The sequence below is a fragment of the Hymenobacter coalescens genome (assembly GCF_054783195.1).
Genome location: NZ_BAAGRA010000002.1, coordinates 208,272 through 224,281 on the forward strand (window position 1 = coordinate 208,272; position 16,010 = coordinate 224,281).

The window sequence follows — 16,010 nt, forward strand, 5'->3', positions numbered from 1 at the left end:
CAACTCAGGTAGGGCGGGCCGGCGGGCGTTAGCGGAGGCGGCTCGGCTAGTCGGCTACCACTACGGCTTTGTTCAGTTTCTTGGCGAAGGCAATCCGCTTTTCACGGCCCGAGGCGTCTTTGTAATCAAAGCCCACGGCGCGGTTATCGGCCTGCACGGCGCTCCAGCCGGCGGCGTCGCCGCCCTCGGGCGGAGCCGTAGCCGTGCGCGGCACGGCAGGCGACGAAAACTTATCCTCGGCGAAAAACGAGTTCATGCCCTGCAGGATGGCCAGCTCGCGGCTGCGCACCGAGGCGGCCTGCGGGTCCTCCTGCAGACTACGCTCGTCGATGAGGGCTTTGGCCGGAATGACTTCATTGCGCAGCGTGTCGCCTTTGGCGGAAATGATCAGGAAGCGGGCGTTGGCATCGATGATCTTCGGGCCTTGGAGCAGCAGCACGAATTTATCCTTGCTGCCGCGGTCGGAGAACGTGTGCTGGGCCTGCACCGTGCGCAGCACGGTGCGGCTGGTGAGGCGGCTGCGGTCGGCTTCCGGCTTGGGGGTGTACACCTTTTCCGGGTTATTCGACGTGCCAACTTCGCGGTCAGTCGTCACGCAGGACGCCTGAGCCAGCAACAGCAGCAACGCCGCAGGGAGCAATATGTGTTTCATGGAGTGGTGGAATCTAGGGGAGTAAGCCTGTGTACGCAAAACGCGGCCTGGCGGCAGACGCGGCCGCGAATATCGTACCACGGCGGGTATTTGTGGCGCGTACGCAGGGCCCGGGCCGTGGTTGCACGGTCGAGCTTAGAGCACGCCGATTTCCAGGCCCAGCACCCAGCGTGGCAGTTCGGGGAATTCGGCCGCCCGCGGGCCCCGAAATGTGTCGCTGAGGCGGTACCGAGCCACCAGAGCGAGACGCTGACTGCCCAGCCGGGCGCCGGCCCCGTAGGCCCAGCGGCGCAGGTAGGGCAAGCCGGTTGCAGTGGTTTTGACGCGCCGCGCCTGCCCGTTGTTCGGCTCATCCTCGGTGCGATGCGCCGTGCCCGGCACCCAGCCGCCCCAGCCCGCCACGTCGAGGTACCGCCCCACGGTATTGCCCTGCCGCCCAAAGCGCAGGCGGGCCCAGGCTTCCAGGTCGAGGCGGTGCAAAGTGATGGATTCGCGCTGGTGCAGGGTGGCGGTGGGCAGCCGCTTGGCCGCGTTCTGCGCCAGGCTGTAGCGCAGGTACTGGTACCGCACATCGGCCCCAATGGCCAGCAGCGGCGTCAGCTGCAGCTTTTCGCGCAGGCCCAGCGCCATTTCGGCCGAGGCCCAGGGGCGCAGCTCCGCGCCCGGGGCCGTGGGCTGGCCAAGCACCGGCAGGTAGCTCACGTACAGGTGCCGAAAGTGGCGGCGGTGCGGGCCGTAGCGCTGCTGGGCGGTATCGGCAGCTACCTCGGTGCTCAGCAGGGGGCGCTGGGCCCAGGCAGGCAGCGCGGCGCTCAGCAGCAGGCCGACGGCTCCGCCCAACACGGGTGCGATTCTCATGGCAGACGTTGTTCGGCGGTGTAACCGCGGTAATGCACCCGCAGCACGTCGCCGGGGGTCCAGCTGCCGGCAGGCAGCCGCAGCACCGCCCGCTGCGACACCTCCAGCACCTCGTAGCGACGCAGCCGCCCCCGCGCATCGGCCAGGTGCCAGTAGCAATAATCCGGGTACGGCAGGGGCAGCGGCAGGGCGGGTGGCTCGGGCGCGCCGGGCCGGCTGGCCGACACCTTTTCGCGGCCGGGCCGGGGCACGGGCGGGGCGTTGCGGCTGCTTTCGGCCAGGCCCGCCCCGGCCGTTACGGAATCGGTGAAGAGCGGCAGCGGGCGCAAGGCCACGGTGGCTTCGGGCCGGATGACGACCTGCACGGCCGCGGGGCCGGCCACGATGTCGAGCGTGGGGGCGGCCGGCACCGCGCCGCGCAGGCAGCGCCCGGCCTGCGGCAGGCCGTAGCCGTGGGCGTAGTCGTAGTACGGGTAGAGCGTGGCCGAGCTTTCCAGCAGCCGAAACAGCTCCATGGCCTTTAGCTCGCGGCGCTGCTGCCACACGCAGGCGGCCAGTCCGGCCACCAGCGGACTGGCAAAGGAGGTGCCTTCCAGCTGCTGCACGTCGCCGCCGGGCGTGGCCGTCATCACCACCCCAAAGGCCGACACGTTGGGCTTGCGCCGCCCGCCCGCCGCCGGGCCACAGGAGCTGAACTCGGCCGTCAGCCAGGTATCGGGGTCGAGGGCGCCCACGGCCAGCACGGAGTCGGCGTCGGCGGGCGTGCCGATGAGGCGCCACCGCTCGTCGTCGCCGTCGTTGCCGGCGGCGCACACCACCAGCAGGCCTTTGCGCGCGGCCATGGTGGCGGCGCGAGCCACCAAGCTGGTGCGGCCGTCCATCTGCTCGCGGAAGTAGCGGGTATCGGTGTAGCCGAGCGAGGAGTTGATGATGTCGGCCCCGAGGCGGTCGGCCCATTCGGCGGCGGCCAGCCAGGCTTCTTCCTCGGCAAAGGTTTCGCGCTGCAGCAGCTCGGTGCGGGCCAGCAGGTACTCGGCCTGGGGCGCGAGGCCCAGCGGGGTGCCATCGGACAGGCGCCCGGCCAAGCAGGCCAGCACTTCGGTGCCGTGCGAGCCGCCCCGCAACACCTCGGGGCGGCGGCGCATGAAGTCCTGGGTCGCCACGATGCGCTTCTCGCGCCACAAATGCGCCAGGGCCGCGTGCGCATCGGCGCCGCTGAAGCCCACGTCGAGCACGGCGATGCGCAGGCCGCGGCCGTCGAGGCCGGCCCGGCGCAGCGCGTCGCCGCCGAGGGTGCGCGTCTGGCGCTGCGCCAGCTGCCGCTCGGCGGCGGTGAGGCGGGGGGTGCTGTCGGGGCTGCAGGCGGCGGGCCGTGCAGCAAGCGGCTGGCGGGTCCGGCGGGCGGGCTGCTGCGGTACGCCCGGCATCAGGGCCACGGCACGCACGGCGGGCAGGCGGCGCAGCCCGGCTATTTGGGCGGGCGTCGCCCAGCAGGCCACCGCGTTGAACCACCGGCTGCTGCCGGTCACGGAATCCACCGCGGCCTGCACCTGGCGCAGGTAGTCGGCGCGCAGCGGGAAGTCGGTGGTATCGGCGGCGGGCAGGTGCTGGCGCCGGCGCCGGGCCTGGGCTTCGGGCGAGAAGTACGCGGCCGCGTCGAAGCGCACGCCGTGCTTGTCGCGCAGAAACACCCAATACTTGGCCGGCGCGGGCCCAGCCGGCCGGGCCGCCCCGGGCCGCGGCACGAGGGCGGCCAGCGCCAGCAATCCAGCAGAAATCAGACGAACGAGCACCGGGCGAAACGCAAGCAGGAAAACGGGCCGAAAATACGCCGGAAAAGGCCGACTGCCCAATTTGGCCGGGCGGCCGCCCAAAACTTGCCCCGCCTCCGCTGCGTAACCGGGCCCAACGACGGCCCCGCCGCGGGGCCTCCCCCCTGCCTTATCCCAGCCACACCATGATGCCTTTCCCGTTTTCGCGCGGCCTGCTGGCCGCGACGCTCCTGACTGCGGCCGCCGTCGCGCCCGGCTGCGTGTCGCAAAAAAAATACACCGCCCTGCAAAGCCAGAACGCCGAGCTGACCAAGTCGCGCGACCAGCTGCAGGTGGAAAAGTCGGCTCTGGAGCAGGCCAAGGCTCGTTCCGAGGAAGAATTGCGGCAACGCCTGGCCTCGCGCAGCCAGCAAGTGAACCAGCTCAACCAGAACCTGAGCGGCGCCGAAGCCCAGAACACCCAGCTTTCGGCCGACCTGAAGGACCGGGAGCAGCGCCTGGCCGATCTGCAAACCAAGCTGGCCGAGAAAGACCGGGCCGTGCAGGCCCTGCGCAAGCGCGTGGCCGATGCCCTGCTGGGCTTTAACGCCCAGGACCTGCAGGTGAACCTGAAAAACGGCAAGGTGTACGTGTCCTTGTCGGAGCAGCTGCTGTTCAAGTCGGGCTCGACGAAGGTAGACCCGCGCGGGCAGGAAGCGCTGCGCAAGCTGGCCGCCGCCCTCAAGGGCAACACCGACGTGAATGTGCTGGTGGAAGGCCACACCGACAACGTGCCCATTGTGCGGGGCACCGCCGGCATGCGCGACAACTGGGACCTGAGCGTGCTTCGCGCCACGGAAATCACGCGCATCCTCACGGAATCGGGGATGGCGCCCGGGCAGGTGACGCCCTCGGGCCGCTCGGAGTACGTGCCGGTGGCCCAAAACGACTCGCCGCAGAACAAAGCCATGAACCGCCGCACCGAGATTATCCTCACCCCCAAGCTTGACGAGCTGTTTCAGCTGCTGGAGCAGAACTGATCGAACAATCTTGCCGGGCCACCAGGCCCCTAGCCGCCCCGCAGCAGTAGCTATGGGGCGGTTTTTTTAAGGGCTCTGCACTACTCCTTTCGGTTGGGCAACAGCTTAGCCGGCGGTTGCAGGACGAGTTCCGCCCAGCGCGTGCTCCTGCACCGGCTGCCACTGCCGGCCGTTGTGGCGAAACAGCACGAGCGAAGTCACCGCAAACGTGGTGCGGTAGTGGCGGGCGGCAAAGTCCTGCCGGAGCGCGGGCACCTGGGCGGGCGGCAAGTCACGCGTGGCCAAGGTCATGTGCGGGGTGAACAGGCGCGTTTCGCGGGGCACCTCCGGCAGCTCGCTCCGGCACCGGGCCACCAGGGCCGCGTGCAGCTGCCGGAGTGGCTCGGCTGGCGTCACGTGCACGAAGAGGGTGCGGTTGCCAAACCAGGCGAAATCCTGCAGGCCCGCTTCTACCGGCGGCTGGGCGGCGGCAAACGCGGCCAGCACCCTCTGGGCCCGCGGCTCGAACGCGGCCGGCACGAGGCGAAAGGGCGGAATCAGGGTGATGTGCGGGGGCAGGCGCACGGCGTTGCGCGAGCCCGTCAGGCGGTGCACTTCCTGTTTCAGGGCCCAGATTTCGGAGAAGACGGGCTCGGGCGGCAGGGTGGCCAGCAGGTAAAGGGCGGGTTGGGGTGTCATTTCCCTCTTAAACGCGGCTTTGAACCCCATAGATTAGCTTTGCTCTCTTACTTTCCCCACCAATACCTGCTGCATGAAGAAGCTCTTACTTCTTGTTTTACTGCTCGTCAGCGCGAAAAGCTATGCCCAGCAAAACCCCGATGAACTGGTAACCGCATTCTTCCAGGAGTACCCCAAGGGGCCGGCCAAGGCGCTGGAAACGTTATATACCACTAACCCTTGGGTGTCACGGAACAAAGACGCCGTCGAGCAACTGAAGTCAGAAATAAATAAGCTGACGCCAGATTTTGTCGGCCGGTATTACGGGTACGAGCCCATTATGACCAAGCGCATTGCCAACAGCTTCGTACTCAAATCCTACTTAGTGCGCTACGATCGACAGCCGCTCCGCTTCACCTTTGAGTTCTACAAGGCCAATGACAAGTGGTTTATTTACGCCTTCAAGTTCGACACGAACCTGGACGACGAGTTGGAGGAGTCAGCCAAGCTCAACTACCTATCTCTAGACCAGAAGTAAGGGCTCTTGCCGGACGGCCCAACAAAACGCCACCGCCCCGCCGTAGTTGATTACGGCGGGGCGGTGGCGTTTTGGGTGCTGCCCAACCAGCTCTACAGCCCGTACTTGCTCAGCAGGTAAATCAGCGAAGCCATGGCGGCCCCGCCCAGTTCCAGCTCCCGGCGGTTTACCTTGTCGAAGGTGTCGGCGGCCGTGTGGTGGATGTCGAAGTAGCGCTGCGAGTCGCAGTCGTAGCCGATGAGGGCCTGGGCCTGCCCTTTCAGCGGACCGATATCGGTGCCGCCGTGGCCGGCCGCGATGCTGCCGGCGTGGTAGGGCGCAAGCAGCGGAGCCCAGCGCTGCACCTTGGCCACGGTGGCCGGCGAAGCCGTTTCCACCCCGAAGCCGCGCGGCGTGAAGCCCCCGCCGTCCGACTCAATGGCGGCCAGGTGCTTCTCCCCGGCCGCCTTGGCCAGCTCGGCGTACTTGATGCCGCCGCGGTTGCCGTTTTCCTCGTTCATGAAGAGCACGGCGCGCACCGTGCGCTCGGGGCGCAGGCCGCTGGCCAGCAGCAGGCGCAGCGCCTCCATGCTCTGCACGCAGCCGGTGCCGTCGTCGTGGGCGCCCTGGGCCAGGTCCCAGGAGTCGAGGTGGCCGCCGACGGTGATGATTTCGTCGGGGAACTTCGAGCCCTTGATTTCGCCCACCACGTTGTAGGATTTCACATCGGGCAGCGTCTGGCAGGCCATTTCCAGCTCAAACTCCAGCCCGGCATTCTGCCGAAGGGCCGCGCTGAGGCGGTCGGCGGCCAGGGTGCTCAGGGCGGCGGCCGGAATCTTGGTCACGGCCTCGTCGTAACGCGTGGTGCCGGTGTGCGGGTAGTCGTCTTTGGCTGAGGTCATGGAGCGCACCAGGGCGCCCACCGCGCCGCGCTTGGCGGCCTCCACCGGCCCGCGCCCGCGCTGGTCCACGGCGCCGCCGTAGGCCTGGCCCGGCTCGATCAGCTTATCGTCGAAGGGGCGGTTGAAGAACACAAACTTGCCTTTCACCTGGGCGTCGGGGAGCTTGGCCAGCTCGTCCCAGCTGCGTACTTCCACCACCTGCGCCTTGAGCTTGCCGTTGGTGCCCACCGAGCCGCCGAGCGCGCACAGCGTCACGTCCTGGCTTTTGCCCTTCGGCGCCTTGAACGAGCCTTTTTCCTTGGCCCCGCGCACCCAGTGCGGCACCATCACCTCCTGCAGGTATACCCGGTCGAAGCCCAGCTTCTCCATGGTCTGCTTGCCCCACTGCACGGCCTGCTCGGCCTGGGGCGAGCCGCTGAGGCGCGCGCCGATGTTCTGACAGAGGTAGCGGAGGTTGTCGTAGCTCTGCCCGCGCAGCAGGGCCTCGTCGTAGATCTTGCGCAGGTTAAGCGAATCGGTTTTGGCGGCGTTCTGGGCCTGGGCGGGCACAACCAGCGCGGCGGAAAGCAGCAGGCCGGCGGCCACGGAGCGGAAGCGGTGGAGCATGAGAGCGGGAAAAAGCAGCGCGCCCACCCGGGCGCGGCAGTCAGAGACGCCGCTGCGGGCCGGGCGTTGCTTGCCGCCCGGCCCGCAGCGGCCTGCCGCAAAGAAAGGCCCGTTGCCGCGAGCCGCCAAACGGCGCCCCCGGCAACGGGCCTTCGCGCCCTGGTGCCTAGTGCGCCCGCAGCTCTTCGGCGGCCACGGGTGCGGGCTGCGGCACCGCCTCGGCAGCGGGCAGCAGCAGCACCGGCAGGGTGGCCTGGCGCAGCACGCGGGCCGTCACGCTGCGGTGAAACAGTTGGCCGAGGAAGCTGCGGCGGCGGGCCAGCAGCACCAACAAGCTGGCTTCGCGGCTGGTCGTGGTCAGCCGCACGCCTTCCTCGGGCGTAGCAGCCACGGGCTGGCTGAACCTCATTTCGGTGGCGGCGGGCAGCAGGCCGCTGCGCTGCACGGCGCGCAGCACCTCGTTGCGGCTGCGGCTGCTGTAGGGCGTGGCGGTGTGCATCAGGGTCAGCTCGGCCTGCCAGGTGGTCAGCAGCTCGCGGAAGCCGCCCGCCGCCGGCGCAGGCACGCTGAAGTCCTCCCCGTCGACGGCCAGCACCACCCGGCGCGGGGGGCGCAATGCGGCGGCCTCGGGCACCAGCAGCGCCGGGTACGGGCTGTGGCGCAGCAGCGGCAGGGCGCGGTTGGCCAGCAGCGCATCGAAGTAGCCCTCGGTGCCGGTGAGGCCGAGCACCAGCAGCAGCGGTTGATAGCGCGCCACGGCCGCCTCCAGCGCCGCCCCAAAGGCGCCGTCGACAATTTCCACGGCGGTTGGCACCAGCATCTCGGCCGCAATGGCTTCCAGGGCCGTGCACACCTGCTCCCGCTCAAAGTAACCGGCGCTGCCCAGCACCAGGCCGGTTTCGGGCGACAGGGCCGGCACCTGGTGCACGTGCAGCAGCACGACGCGGGCGCCGAGCGGACCGGCAAGTTGGGCGGCGTAGCGGCGGGCGTGTTCGGCGGCGGGCGAAAGGTTGGTGAGGACGACGAGGTTGTCCATGACGGCGAAAGTCGGTTGAGAGTACGCCGTAAAAGTCCGGCGCCGGTCCCGGGCCGCCGATGACGTAGCTCAGCCGCAAAGCTGATTTTGCTCAGGTACGGGCTTGCTTGCCGGCTACCACAGGCCCCGCTGCCGCAGCATACGGGCCAGCGGGGAGCTAGCCCGTACCAGGGGCCGCAGCTCGCGGTAGGGAATGACCACTGGCACCCGCTGCACGGCGTGCGGCGCTCCGAAGCTGCCGAGCAGGCAATAGGCACCTTCGCTGTCGAAGCCCAGCGCGGGCAGTTCACCGCCGCCGACATCGGCATCGTTCAGCCCTAAGCTGCTGGCGTACGGGTGCGCCCGCAGCCGGCGCAACAGCAGCCGGCGCAGGGCGCTTTCCTGGCCGGGCCGGAGCCAGTCGGCCAGCTTCACGGTCCGCCCGGTGCCTAGGTCGTACACCGCTAGCTCCTCGGTGCTGTTGGGGTAAGCCCCGCCCAAATATTCGCCCTCACTGCGCAGCACCGAGAGCAGGCCGTAACCGTTCAGGGTCACGTCCACGTCGCCGTAGAAACCGAAGCTGCCCGTGCAATCGGCGCCGTCCAGCTCCACGGCCAGCTGGTCGCGGCGCTGCCGGGGCTCGGGGCTCTGCAGGGCGCGCAGAGCCGGTTGCAGCGTATCGGGGCCGAGCAGGTGCAGGAAGGTGCGCCTCACCTCGGGGCGGCGCGGACCGGCCTGATCTTCGGCAAGCGGACAGGGCGCGCCCGTTGCCGTTTCAGTCAGTAGTTCGTAGCGCACGGCGCCGGTGTAGTCCTCGCGCAGCCGGAAAGGCAGTTGGCGGCGGCCGTCGGGGCTTTCCCAGGTGCCGCTGAGCACCGGGCCGGCCGCTTGCGTAGCCCGCCAGCGCCCGGTGGGCACGGTTTCGTCGGGAGCCTCGGGCTTAGGAGCGCCCTCTCGCAAGGTCAGAGGCTGGCCGGGCTGGTAAGCACTTTCATGACTGATAACCAATGTCCGGCCTTGCTGCTCGTAGTAGTAAGTACCGCGAAGACGCCAGCCGGCGTCTGGGTTGGGCGCATTGATGGTAAGCTCCAGCACCACCGGCGCGGCGCCCACCGTGCCCACGTAGCGGTGGTAACCGGTGAATGAGGCGGAAGCAGCCGTCGAATCGGGCGCCGGAGCCTGACCGGATACGGTAGCAGCCGCGCCCGATTTAGGCTGTTCGGCAGCGGGCCGACGGGCTTCACAGGCCGCGAGCAGGCTCAGCCCTAAACCGATGGCCCACCGGCGCAGATCTAGAGCGCGCATCCGACGTTATTTCACCGCCCCGTAGCGACGCACTGCCGTGGTGGCCGGACCACCGCTGGCTGGCAGCTTCACCTCGAACAGGTAGCTGAACTCGTTGTCGCCAATGGTTTTGACGGGCCGCACGGCCCCGAGGGCTTCGATGGTTTCGAGCACGGTGTTGGAGTGGCCCACCACCAGCACGGCTTTGCCGGGCGCGGTCTGCCGAATAAGGGCGGCCAGGGCGGCCAGGCCCTGGGGGTCGGGGTTATAAGGCTGAATGGCCAGCTTTTTGGCGGTGGCCAGCGGGCCGGCCGTGTCGCGGGTACGCTTCGTGTCGGTGGAGTACACGGCCACCAGCGGCGCCTTGCGCAGCACCCCGGCCAGGGTCGCGGCCCGCTGCTGCCCAGCTTCGCTCAGGGGCTGCTCGCGGGTGTTTTGCGGATCGGTGAGGGCCCCTTTTTCGGCGTGGCGCACCAGGTACACGGTAACGGCCTTGGGCTTGGCGCGGTCGGGCGCGGTAAAGGCCGTGGCGCCGAGCAGCGGCAGCAGGCAGAGCAGACGAAACAGCAAGGACATGCGGGGAACGTTTGACGTGGGAATGAACGCTACTGACGCGGCCAGAGTCGCGAGGGTGGCTTTACTTCAGGCGTAAAATCTGCTGCAGGTCGGCGGCCGACACGGTCAGCAGCCCAACTTTGGGCAGCCGCTCGGTGAGGGTGCGCCAGTTGGGCTCCTGCTGGAAGATGGGCAGCAGCAGCTTTTTGGCCTCGGCCACCTGCCCTTTGTTGGCCAGCGTGATGGCGTGCCAGTAGCGCATTTCCAGGTTGTCGGGGAAGGCCTTTTCGGCCGTTTCGTACTCGCGCACGGCCGTGGGCATGTCGTTTTTCTCCACGGCCAGGTCGCCGGCGTTCATGTGGTCGTAGGCGCGCTGCAGCTGCAGCAGGCGGCGCAGCTCCCAGAGCGGCTCGGCCGCGTCGTCCACGCGCAGGTCCACGAGGCGGTCGTCCCAGGGCGCGGCGCTGGCCGTGCCGCGCACCACCAGCAAGGCCGCCGACTGCCGCCCGCGGATGTCGCCGCCCTGGGCCTGGGCCGCGTCGAGGACGGCCAGCACGCGCTCGGCCAGGGGTAGCTGGGCGTTCTGCTCGAAGGCCCGGGCCATGGCGGGCCACACCTTGTCGGTGAGCATCATGTTGGCCTGCGCCGAAAACCCGGCGCCTTGCTGGTGCCCGGCCATGTCCACGCATTTCCGGCCGGTGTGGGTAGCCACGTTGCCCTTCGCGTCGACGATGGCCACCTGGCGCACGTCGCGGCCCTCGTCGGTGCGCAGCAGCTCGTCGAGGGTCTGCTGGGCGGTTTTGCCGCTTTTGAGCAGGGCTAGGCCGCGCGGACCGAACGACTTGTTGGTAAACGACTGGGTGGCAATGGCTCCTACCCCGGCCTCGGCCCACGACACGGCCGTGCCCACCGAAAACCAGTGACTTTGCACGGCCACGGCCAGCTCGCCGGTTTTCGGGTCGCGGGCGACGATGGAGTAGGTGTGGGCGAACGGCTCGCGCAGCGCGTACATCTGCTGCTGGGCGTGCATGGGCAAGCTCAGCAGGCAGCAGAGGAAGGTAAATAGCAGGACCGGAACGTGGCGCATAGGGCAAATGAAAAGGTCGGAATGGGGAGTGTGCCTAGTAGGCAACCGAAAATCAGGCGGCGGGTTACGGCCGTAGCGCTAGGCGTAGCACGGCGGCCGGCTCAGTGACTATAGAGCCAGTACACTTGCTCGCCGATGCGGCTGGCCTCGTTGCAGAAAGCTATTACCTGATCCAGCACCGGCGCAAACACTTCGTGCCGGTTCGTTCTGGTCAGGTAGTACGTCCGGCCTTCGATTTCAATCCGCTCCTTGATGTCCACCACCAGGTCCACGTCGTTGGGGTCGTGCGGAAAGTTGGTGATGAGCATCTGGCGCTCCGTCACCGGAAACGTGCACCAGGGCGAGGAGTGGTACAGCAAGTCGCCGTGAATCCAGCAGCGGCTGTGGTTGATGATGTCCGTCGGCAAGCCTTCCCGCTTCATCCGCTCGTAGTCAAGGTGGATTTCGTACGGCAGCGAATCCTGGTGCGTCCACAGGTAGTCTTTGACCTTCAGCAACACCCGGGCCAGCTCCGCAGGGTCCACGGGCGCGGGCGCCGGCTCGTCCTCAAAACTCTTGAAGTAGGGCGCCTCCAGCAGCTGGGCTTCCGCGGGCGTCAGAAACGGGGCGTGGTTTTCCCAGAGGGCCCCGCGGGTTATTTCATACTGGAAGTACCGCCCCAGAAACGGGGCCAGGTTCCGGTCATCGTACTTGTCGCCGACGGTGCTAATCTCGATGCGGGCGCCCATAAAACGAGGGATTGATGGCGGAGGCAAGATAAAACGCCGGCCCGTGTAATGCCCGACGCGGCTGCCGGCACGCCCATCACCAAGCGCGCCCCGGCACGGGGCCGGGGCGCGTTCCAGTCAACCCGTACCGATGCTTACCCCTGCGGGTTGGCCGGGCCGTAGTCGCCGGGGCTGACGGGGTGCGGCTGGGCCGGCTCGGCGGGCGCGGCGCGGCCGGGCAGCTGCAGCGACCAAGCACCATGCAGCTCGCGCAGGCCCGGGTGGTGGGTGAAATCGTACTGGCAGGGCACGATGCTCACGTAGTTGTGGGCCAGGGCCCACTCGTCCGTGTCTTCGGCGTGCAGCTCCTCGTTCTGGAAGTTGCCGAGCACCCAGTAGTAGGGCCGGTTGTAGGGGTCCTGGCGGGTATCGAACTCCTCTTGCCACTTGGCGCGGGCCTGTCGGCACACCTTGGCCCCCACGATGGGGTCATCGGATTTTTTGGGAATGTTCACGTTCAGGGCCGTGCCGGCGGGCACGCCTTTGGTCAGCGCCTCGCGGGCCACGTGCTCAATCCACGGCTCGGCGTGCGAGAAATCGGCCTGGTGCGAGAAGTCACAGAGCGAAAAACCGATGGCGGGCAGCCCTTCGATGGCCGCTTCCAGCGCCGCCGACATGGTGCCGGAGTAAATCACGTTCACCGAGGCGTTGGAGCCGTGGTTGACGCCGCTCACGACCAGATCGGGGCGGCGGCCCTTCAGCACCAGGTGCTTGGCGATTTTGACGCAGTCGGCGGGCGTGCCCGAGCAGGTGTACGCCTCGATGCCCTCGAACAGGTGGCTGCGGTCGAGGCGCAGCGGCTCGCTCAGCGTAATGGCGTGGCCCATGCCCGACTGCGGGGCGGCGGGTGCCACCACCACCACCTCGCCGAGGCGCTGCATCACGCGCACGAGGACCGCAATGCCGGGCGCGGCAATGCTGTCGTCATTGGAAATCAGAATAAGCGGCTGGGTAGGCGAATCGGGGCTCACGGCAGAAAACGTTGGTCGGCGGCAAAGGTAGACCGCAGAGGTAAACGGAGGGTTAAACGGATGCCAGCCGGCGCCGTTGGCCGCGGCGACTGCGCAACGGGCCGCCCAACGGTACCGACGCCCTGCCCCCGCGTGATTGGCCAATTGGTAAGCCCGTCGCACAGAACCGCCAAACCCGAGTAGGTTTGGGCCATGATTCGCCCCGTCACCGCCCTGCCCGCCGCCCTGGCCCTGCTGCTGGCCGCCTGCGGCCCCACCGAGCGGCCTGCCGAAGCACCGGCTGCCCCCGCTCCTACTGCAACACCGGCTCCCGCGGCCCCGGCCCCGCCGGCCGATACGGCAGCGGCGGCCGCTAGCCCGGCGGCCACGCCTGAACGCCTGTTGCTGCGCCCCGGCTATGTGGGGCCGCTGCGCCTGAACATGAAGGAAGCGGACCTGCTGGCGCTGCTCCCGTCCGCCGCCCTGCGCCCCACCACCCGCAGCCTGGAGGGCATTGAGTACCCCGTGTACGAGTACCGCCCCGCCGGTCAGCCGGCCGGCACCCCGCCCCTGCTGCTGGAAATGGTAACGGCCCTCGACGGCAACGGCAACCGCCTCTGGCGCGTGCAGCTGCAGGATGCGCGCTACCGCACGGCCGAGGGCATTGGGGTAGGCAGCACCTACGGAGCGGCTCGCAAAGCCTACGGCGTGCAAACCATCGAGCGGGCCGAGGGCCGGCTGGTGGCCGTGTCGGAGCGCGTGGGCATGACCTGGGTGCTCGACCAGACCGGCCTGCCCCCGGATAGGCTGCTGCGCAAGGACGACGTGCCGCCGGCTACGCGCATCACCGGCATTATACTTTACCAGTAAGAGGCAGCGCCTGCGGGTGCGAATCAGCGAATGATTGTGTACTTTGGCGACGCAGCAGCTAAGTTTCCACCCCGCACGCTGCCCGTTTAGCCGCGTTTTTGCCACCCCTGCCGTTGCCCGCTATGCCGCTGCTCGAAAACCGTTACCGCCACGCCGATGTGGGACTGCTGCTGCTGCGCCTCGGGCTGGGCATCATGTTCGTCGTGCACGGCTACCCCAAGCTGATGGGCGGACCGGATAAATGGACCGCGCTGGGCGAAGAAATGCGTCATTTCGGGGTGCATTTTGCGCCCACCGCCTGGGGGCTACTGGCGGCCGTGGCCGAAACCATCGGTGGCCAGCTGCTGGTGCTGGGCCTGCTGTTTCGCTGGGCCTGCGTGGCCTTGCTGCTGACCATGGTGGTAGCGGCCGTGTCGCACGTGGCCTCGGGCGAAGGCTTCGGCGCCTACTCGCACGCGGTGGAGAACGGCTTTGTGTTTCTTGGACTGCTGTTCACCGGGCCGGGTAAGTACAGCGCCGATCAGCAGCTGTTTCCGCCGCGGCGGCGCTTGTACTAGGTTTTCGGGGCCGGCCCCGGGCGGTGCGGCGCGCCGGGTGGGCGGCCGGCCCATGGCTGCGTGGCGCAGCCCCTTGCTTGCGGGTCGTCGTTTAGGTTTGGTTGCTTCGTGGCATCTTGCCGCCCCGAATGCTTTTCCCATGCTTGCTACCCTCATGCTAGCCGCCGCCCTGCTCGCTCCCCCCGACAAGACCAACTGGTTGACGCCCTTTGAACAAGGCAGCGGCAACACCACGGCCACTTACGCGGAGTGCATCGATTATTACAAGCGCCTCGACGCGGCCTACCCCGAGGTAACGCTGCGCGAGGCCGGCCCGACGGACAGCGGCGAGCCGCTGCACGAAGTGGTCGTGGCGCTGGACGGCGACGCGGACCCGGCTTCGGTGAGGCGCAAAAACCGCCGCGTGGTGTTTATCCAGAACGGCATTCACCCCGGCGAGCCGGAGGGCATCGACGCCTCCATGATGCTGGTGCGCGACTACCTGCAGCAGAAAAAGCTGCGCGAGCAGCTGCAGAACGTGACCCTGGTGGTGGTGCCCGTGTACAACGTGGACGGTATGCTCAACCGCAACCGCCACACCCGCGCCAACCAGAACGGCCCCGAGCAGTACGGCTTCCGCGGCAACGGTCGGCACTACGACCTGAACCGCGACTACATCAAGCAGGAAACGCGCAACGCCCGCTCGTTTGCCCAGCTGTTTCAGCGCTGGCGGCCCGAGGTGTTCGTGGAAACGCACACCTCCAACGGTGCCGACTACCAGTACACCATGACGCTCATTGCCTCGCAGAAGGACAAGCTGCACCCGGCGCTGGGCCAGTACCTGCAGCAGCGCCTGCTGCCCGCGCTCTACGGCGGCATGGAAAAGCGCAAGTGGCCGATGACGCCCTACGTGGACTTCGACGGCCCCACGCCCGAAAGCGGGCTGATCGGCTTCTCCGACTCGCCGCGCTACTCCACCGGCTACGCGGCCTTATTCAACTGCATCGGCTTCATGCCCGAGACGCACATGCTCAAGCCCTTCCGGCCGCGCGTGGAATCCACCTACGCGCTGCTGGATGAAGTCATCCGCTTCGTGCACCGCGACGCCGACGCCCTCGGGGCCGCCCGCGCCGAGGCCGACCGGCTGCTGCTCGCCCAAACGTTGTTTCCGCTGAGCTGGCAGCTGGATAAAACCCAGGTGCAGACGCTGCCGTTTCGGGGCTACGAAAGCGGCAGCCGGCCCAGCGAAGTCAGTGGGCTGCCGCGCCAGTACTACGACCGCACCCGGCCCTTCACCCGCCCGGTAAACTACTACAACGCCTACCGCCCCGCCCTGACGGTGTCGAAGCCCGCCGCCTACCTGATTCCGCAGGCCTGGGAACCCGTGATTGAGCGCCTGCGCCTGAACGGCGTGCATCTGCAGCGCCTGACCCAGGACGCCACCGTAGAGGTGGAAGCGCAGTACATCGAGGACTTCCAGACCACGCCCCGCCCCTTCGAGGGCCACTACCTGCACAGCCAGGTGCAGCTGCGCCCCGAGAAGCAAACCCAGTTGCTGCGCCGCGGCGACTACCTAGCCCGCCTCGACCAGCCCGCCGCGCGCTACCTGGTGGAAACGCTGGAGCCGCAGGCCCCCGACTCGTTTTTCGCCTGGGGCTTTTTCGACAGCGTGCTGCAGAGCAAGGAGCACTTCTCCCCCTACGTGTTCGAGGATCTGGCCGCCGAGGTGCTGCGCCGCCAGCCCGAGCTGCGCCAGCAGTTGGAGGAGCGAAAGAAGGCCGACCCGAAGTTTGCCCAGGACGCCCAGGCCCAGCTCGAGTGGGTGTACCGCCGCTCGGAGTACTCGGAGCCGGGCTACCGCCGCTACCCGGTGCTGCGGCTCACGGGCGCGGAGAAGCTGACGGTGGAGTAGCCTACTCGCCGGACGCCCCGTGCGCCCGCCGGCTCCACCGCTTTCCGCGCC

16 protein-coding genes are annotated in these 16,010 nt (G+C 68.1%); 5 read left to right on the forward strand and 11 right to left on the reverse strand.

Features of this window, described 5'->3' with window-relative positions:
• Window positions 1-46 precede the first annotated feature (46 nt).
• The 3 genes from ACYVKQ_RS02080 to ACYVKQ_RS02090 all read right to left on the reverse strand — a co-directional run bounded on the left by ACYVKQ_RS02080 (window position 47) and on the right by ACYVKQ_RS02090 (window position 3,303).
• Entirely contained in the window at window positions 47-652 is a 606-nt protein-coding gene (locus tag ACYVKQ_RS02080; RefSeq protein WP_460575112.1) for a hypothetical protein, read from the reverse strand.
• A gap of 135 nt (window positions 653-787) precedes the next feature.
• On the reverse strand, window positions 788-1,510 hold the full coding sequence (locus ACYVKQ_RS02085; RefSeq protein WP_460575114.1) for a hypothetical protein: 723 nt from the start codon (window positions 1,508-1,510) through the stop codon (window positions 788-790).
• The gene (locus tag ACYVKQ_RS02090) at window positions 1,507-3,303 is read right to left on the reverse strand and encodes a S8 family serine peptidase (RefSeq protein ID WP_460575116.1); all 1,797 of its coding nucleotides are present in this window, start codon (window positions 3,301-3,303) and stop codon (window positions 1,507-1,509) included. Before ACYVKQ_RS02090 ends, ACYVKQ_RS02085 begins: the two co-directional genes overlap by 4 nt.
• Window positions 3,304-3,467: 164 nt before the next feature.
• Here ACYVKQ_RS02090 and ACYVKQ_RS02095 point away from each other — a divergent pair, with 164 nt between their 5' ends.
• Window positions 3,468-4,301, forward strand: coding sequence for an OmpA/MotB family protein (locus tag ACYVKQ_RS02095; RefSeq protein WP_460575118.1), 834 nt, complete (start codon window positions 3,468-3,470; stop codon window positions 4,299-4,301).
• A gap of 105 nt (window positions 4,302-4,406) precedes the next feature.
• Here the strand turns inward: ACYVKQ_RS02095 and ACYVKQ_RS02100 are convergent, their stop codons facing one another.
• Window positions 4,407-4,979, reverse strand: a complete 573-nt coding sequence (locus ACYVKQ_RS02100; protein WP_460575120.1) for a 2'-5' RNA ligase family protein — start codon at window positions 4,977-4,979, stop codon at window positions 4,407-4,409.
• A 73-nt stretch (window positions 4,980-5,052) separates the two neighbouring features.
• Here ACYVKQ_RS02100 and ACYVKQ_RS02105 point away from each other — a divergent pair, with 73 nt between their 5' ends.
• On the forward strand, window positions 5,053-5,496 hold the full coding sequence (locus ACYVKQ_RS02105; protein WP_460575122.1) for a hypothetical protein: 444 nt from the start codon (window positions 5,053-5,055) through the stop codon (window positions 5,494-5,496).
• 92 nt (window positions 5,497-5,588) lie between these two features.
• On the opposite strand, the gene ACYVKQ_RS02110 is transcribed toward ACYVKQ_RS02105, so the two are convergent.
• From ACYVKQ_RS02110 to surE, 7 genes are all read right to left on the reverse strand, one after another.
• Window positions 5,589-6,983, reverse strand: coding sequence for a zinc-binding metallopeptidase family protein (locus ACYVKQ_RS02110; protein WP_460575124.1), 1,395 nt, complete (start codon window positions 6,981-6,983; stop codon window positions 5,589-5,591).
• 166 nt (window positions 6,984-7,149) lie between these two features.
• Window positions 7,150-8,019 (reverse strand): universal stress protein, encoded by an 870-nt coding sequence (locus ACYVKQ_RS02115; protein WP_460575126.1) that lies wholly within the window; start codon window positions 8,017-8,019, stop codon window positions 7,150-7,152.
• A gap of 114 nt (window positions 8,020-8,133) precedes the next feature.
• Complete coding sequence (locus ACYVKQ_RS02120) at window positions 8,134-9,303, reverse strand: polysaccharide deacetylase family protein (RefSeq protein ID WP_460575128.1); 1,170 nt, start codon at window positions 9,301-9,303, stop codon at window positions 8,134-8,136.
• A 6-nt stretch (window positions 9,304-9,309) separates the two neighbouring features.
• A complete protein-coding gene (locus ACYVKQ_RS02125; RefSeq protein ID WP_460575130.1) occupies window positions 9,310-9,858 on the reverse strand; it encodes a SixA phosphatase family protein in 549 nt (182 codons plus the stop codon).
• A gap of 61 nt (window positions 9,859-9,919) precedes the next feature.
• A complete protein-coding gene (locus ACYVKQ_RS02130; RefSeq protein WP_460575132.1) occupies window positions 9,920-10,924 on the reverse strand; it encodes a DUF1028 domain-containing protein in 1,005 nt (334 codons plus the stop codon).
• Window positions 10,925-11,025: 101 nt separating this feature from the next.
• Window positions 11,026-11,652: a hypothetical protein gene (locus ACYVKQ_RS02135; protein ID WP_460575134.1), complete on the reverse strand. Its 627-nt coding sequence runs from the start codon at window positions 11,650-11,652 to the stop codon at window positions 11,026-11,028.
• Between the two features lie 134 nt (window positions 11,653-11,786).
• Window positions 11,787-12,662, reverse strand: coding sequence for a 5'/3'-nucleotidase SurE (gene surE, locus ACYVKQ_RS02140; protein ID WP_460575136.1), 876 nt, complete (start codon window positions 12,660-12,662; stop codon window positions 11,787-11,789).
• Between the two features lie 192 nt (window positions 12,663-12,854).
• On the opposite strand from surE, the gene ACYVKQ_RS02145 reads away from it, so the two are divergent.
• From ACYVKQ_RS02145 to ACYVKQ_RS02155, 3 genes are all read left to right on the forward strand, one after another.
• The gene (locus ACYVKQ_RS02145; protein ID WP_460575138.1) at window positions 12,855-13,511 is read left to right on the forward strand and encodes a hypothetical protein; all 657 of its coding nucleotides are present in this window, start codon (window positions 12,855-12,857) and stop codon (window positions 13,509-13,511) included.
• A gap of 122 nt (window positions 13,512-13,633) precedes the next feature.
• The gene (locus ACYVKQ_RS02150) at window positions 13,634-14,068 is read left to right on the forward strand and encodes a DoxX family protein (protein WP_460575140.1); all 435 of its coding nucleotides are present in this window, start codon (window positions 13,634-13,636) and stop codon (window positions 14,066-14,068) included.
• A gap of 139 nt (window positions 14,069-14,207) precedes the next feature.
• A complete protein-coding gene (locus ACYVKQ_RS02155; RefSeq protein ID WP_460575142.1) occupies window positions 14,208-15,959 on the forward strand; it encodes a M14 family metallopeptidase in 1,752 nt (583 codons plus the stop codon).
• The last annotated feature ends 51 nt before the right edge of the window (window positions 15,960-16,010 follow it).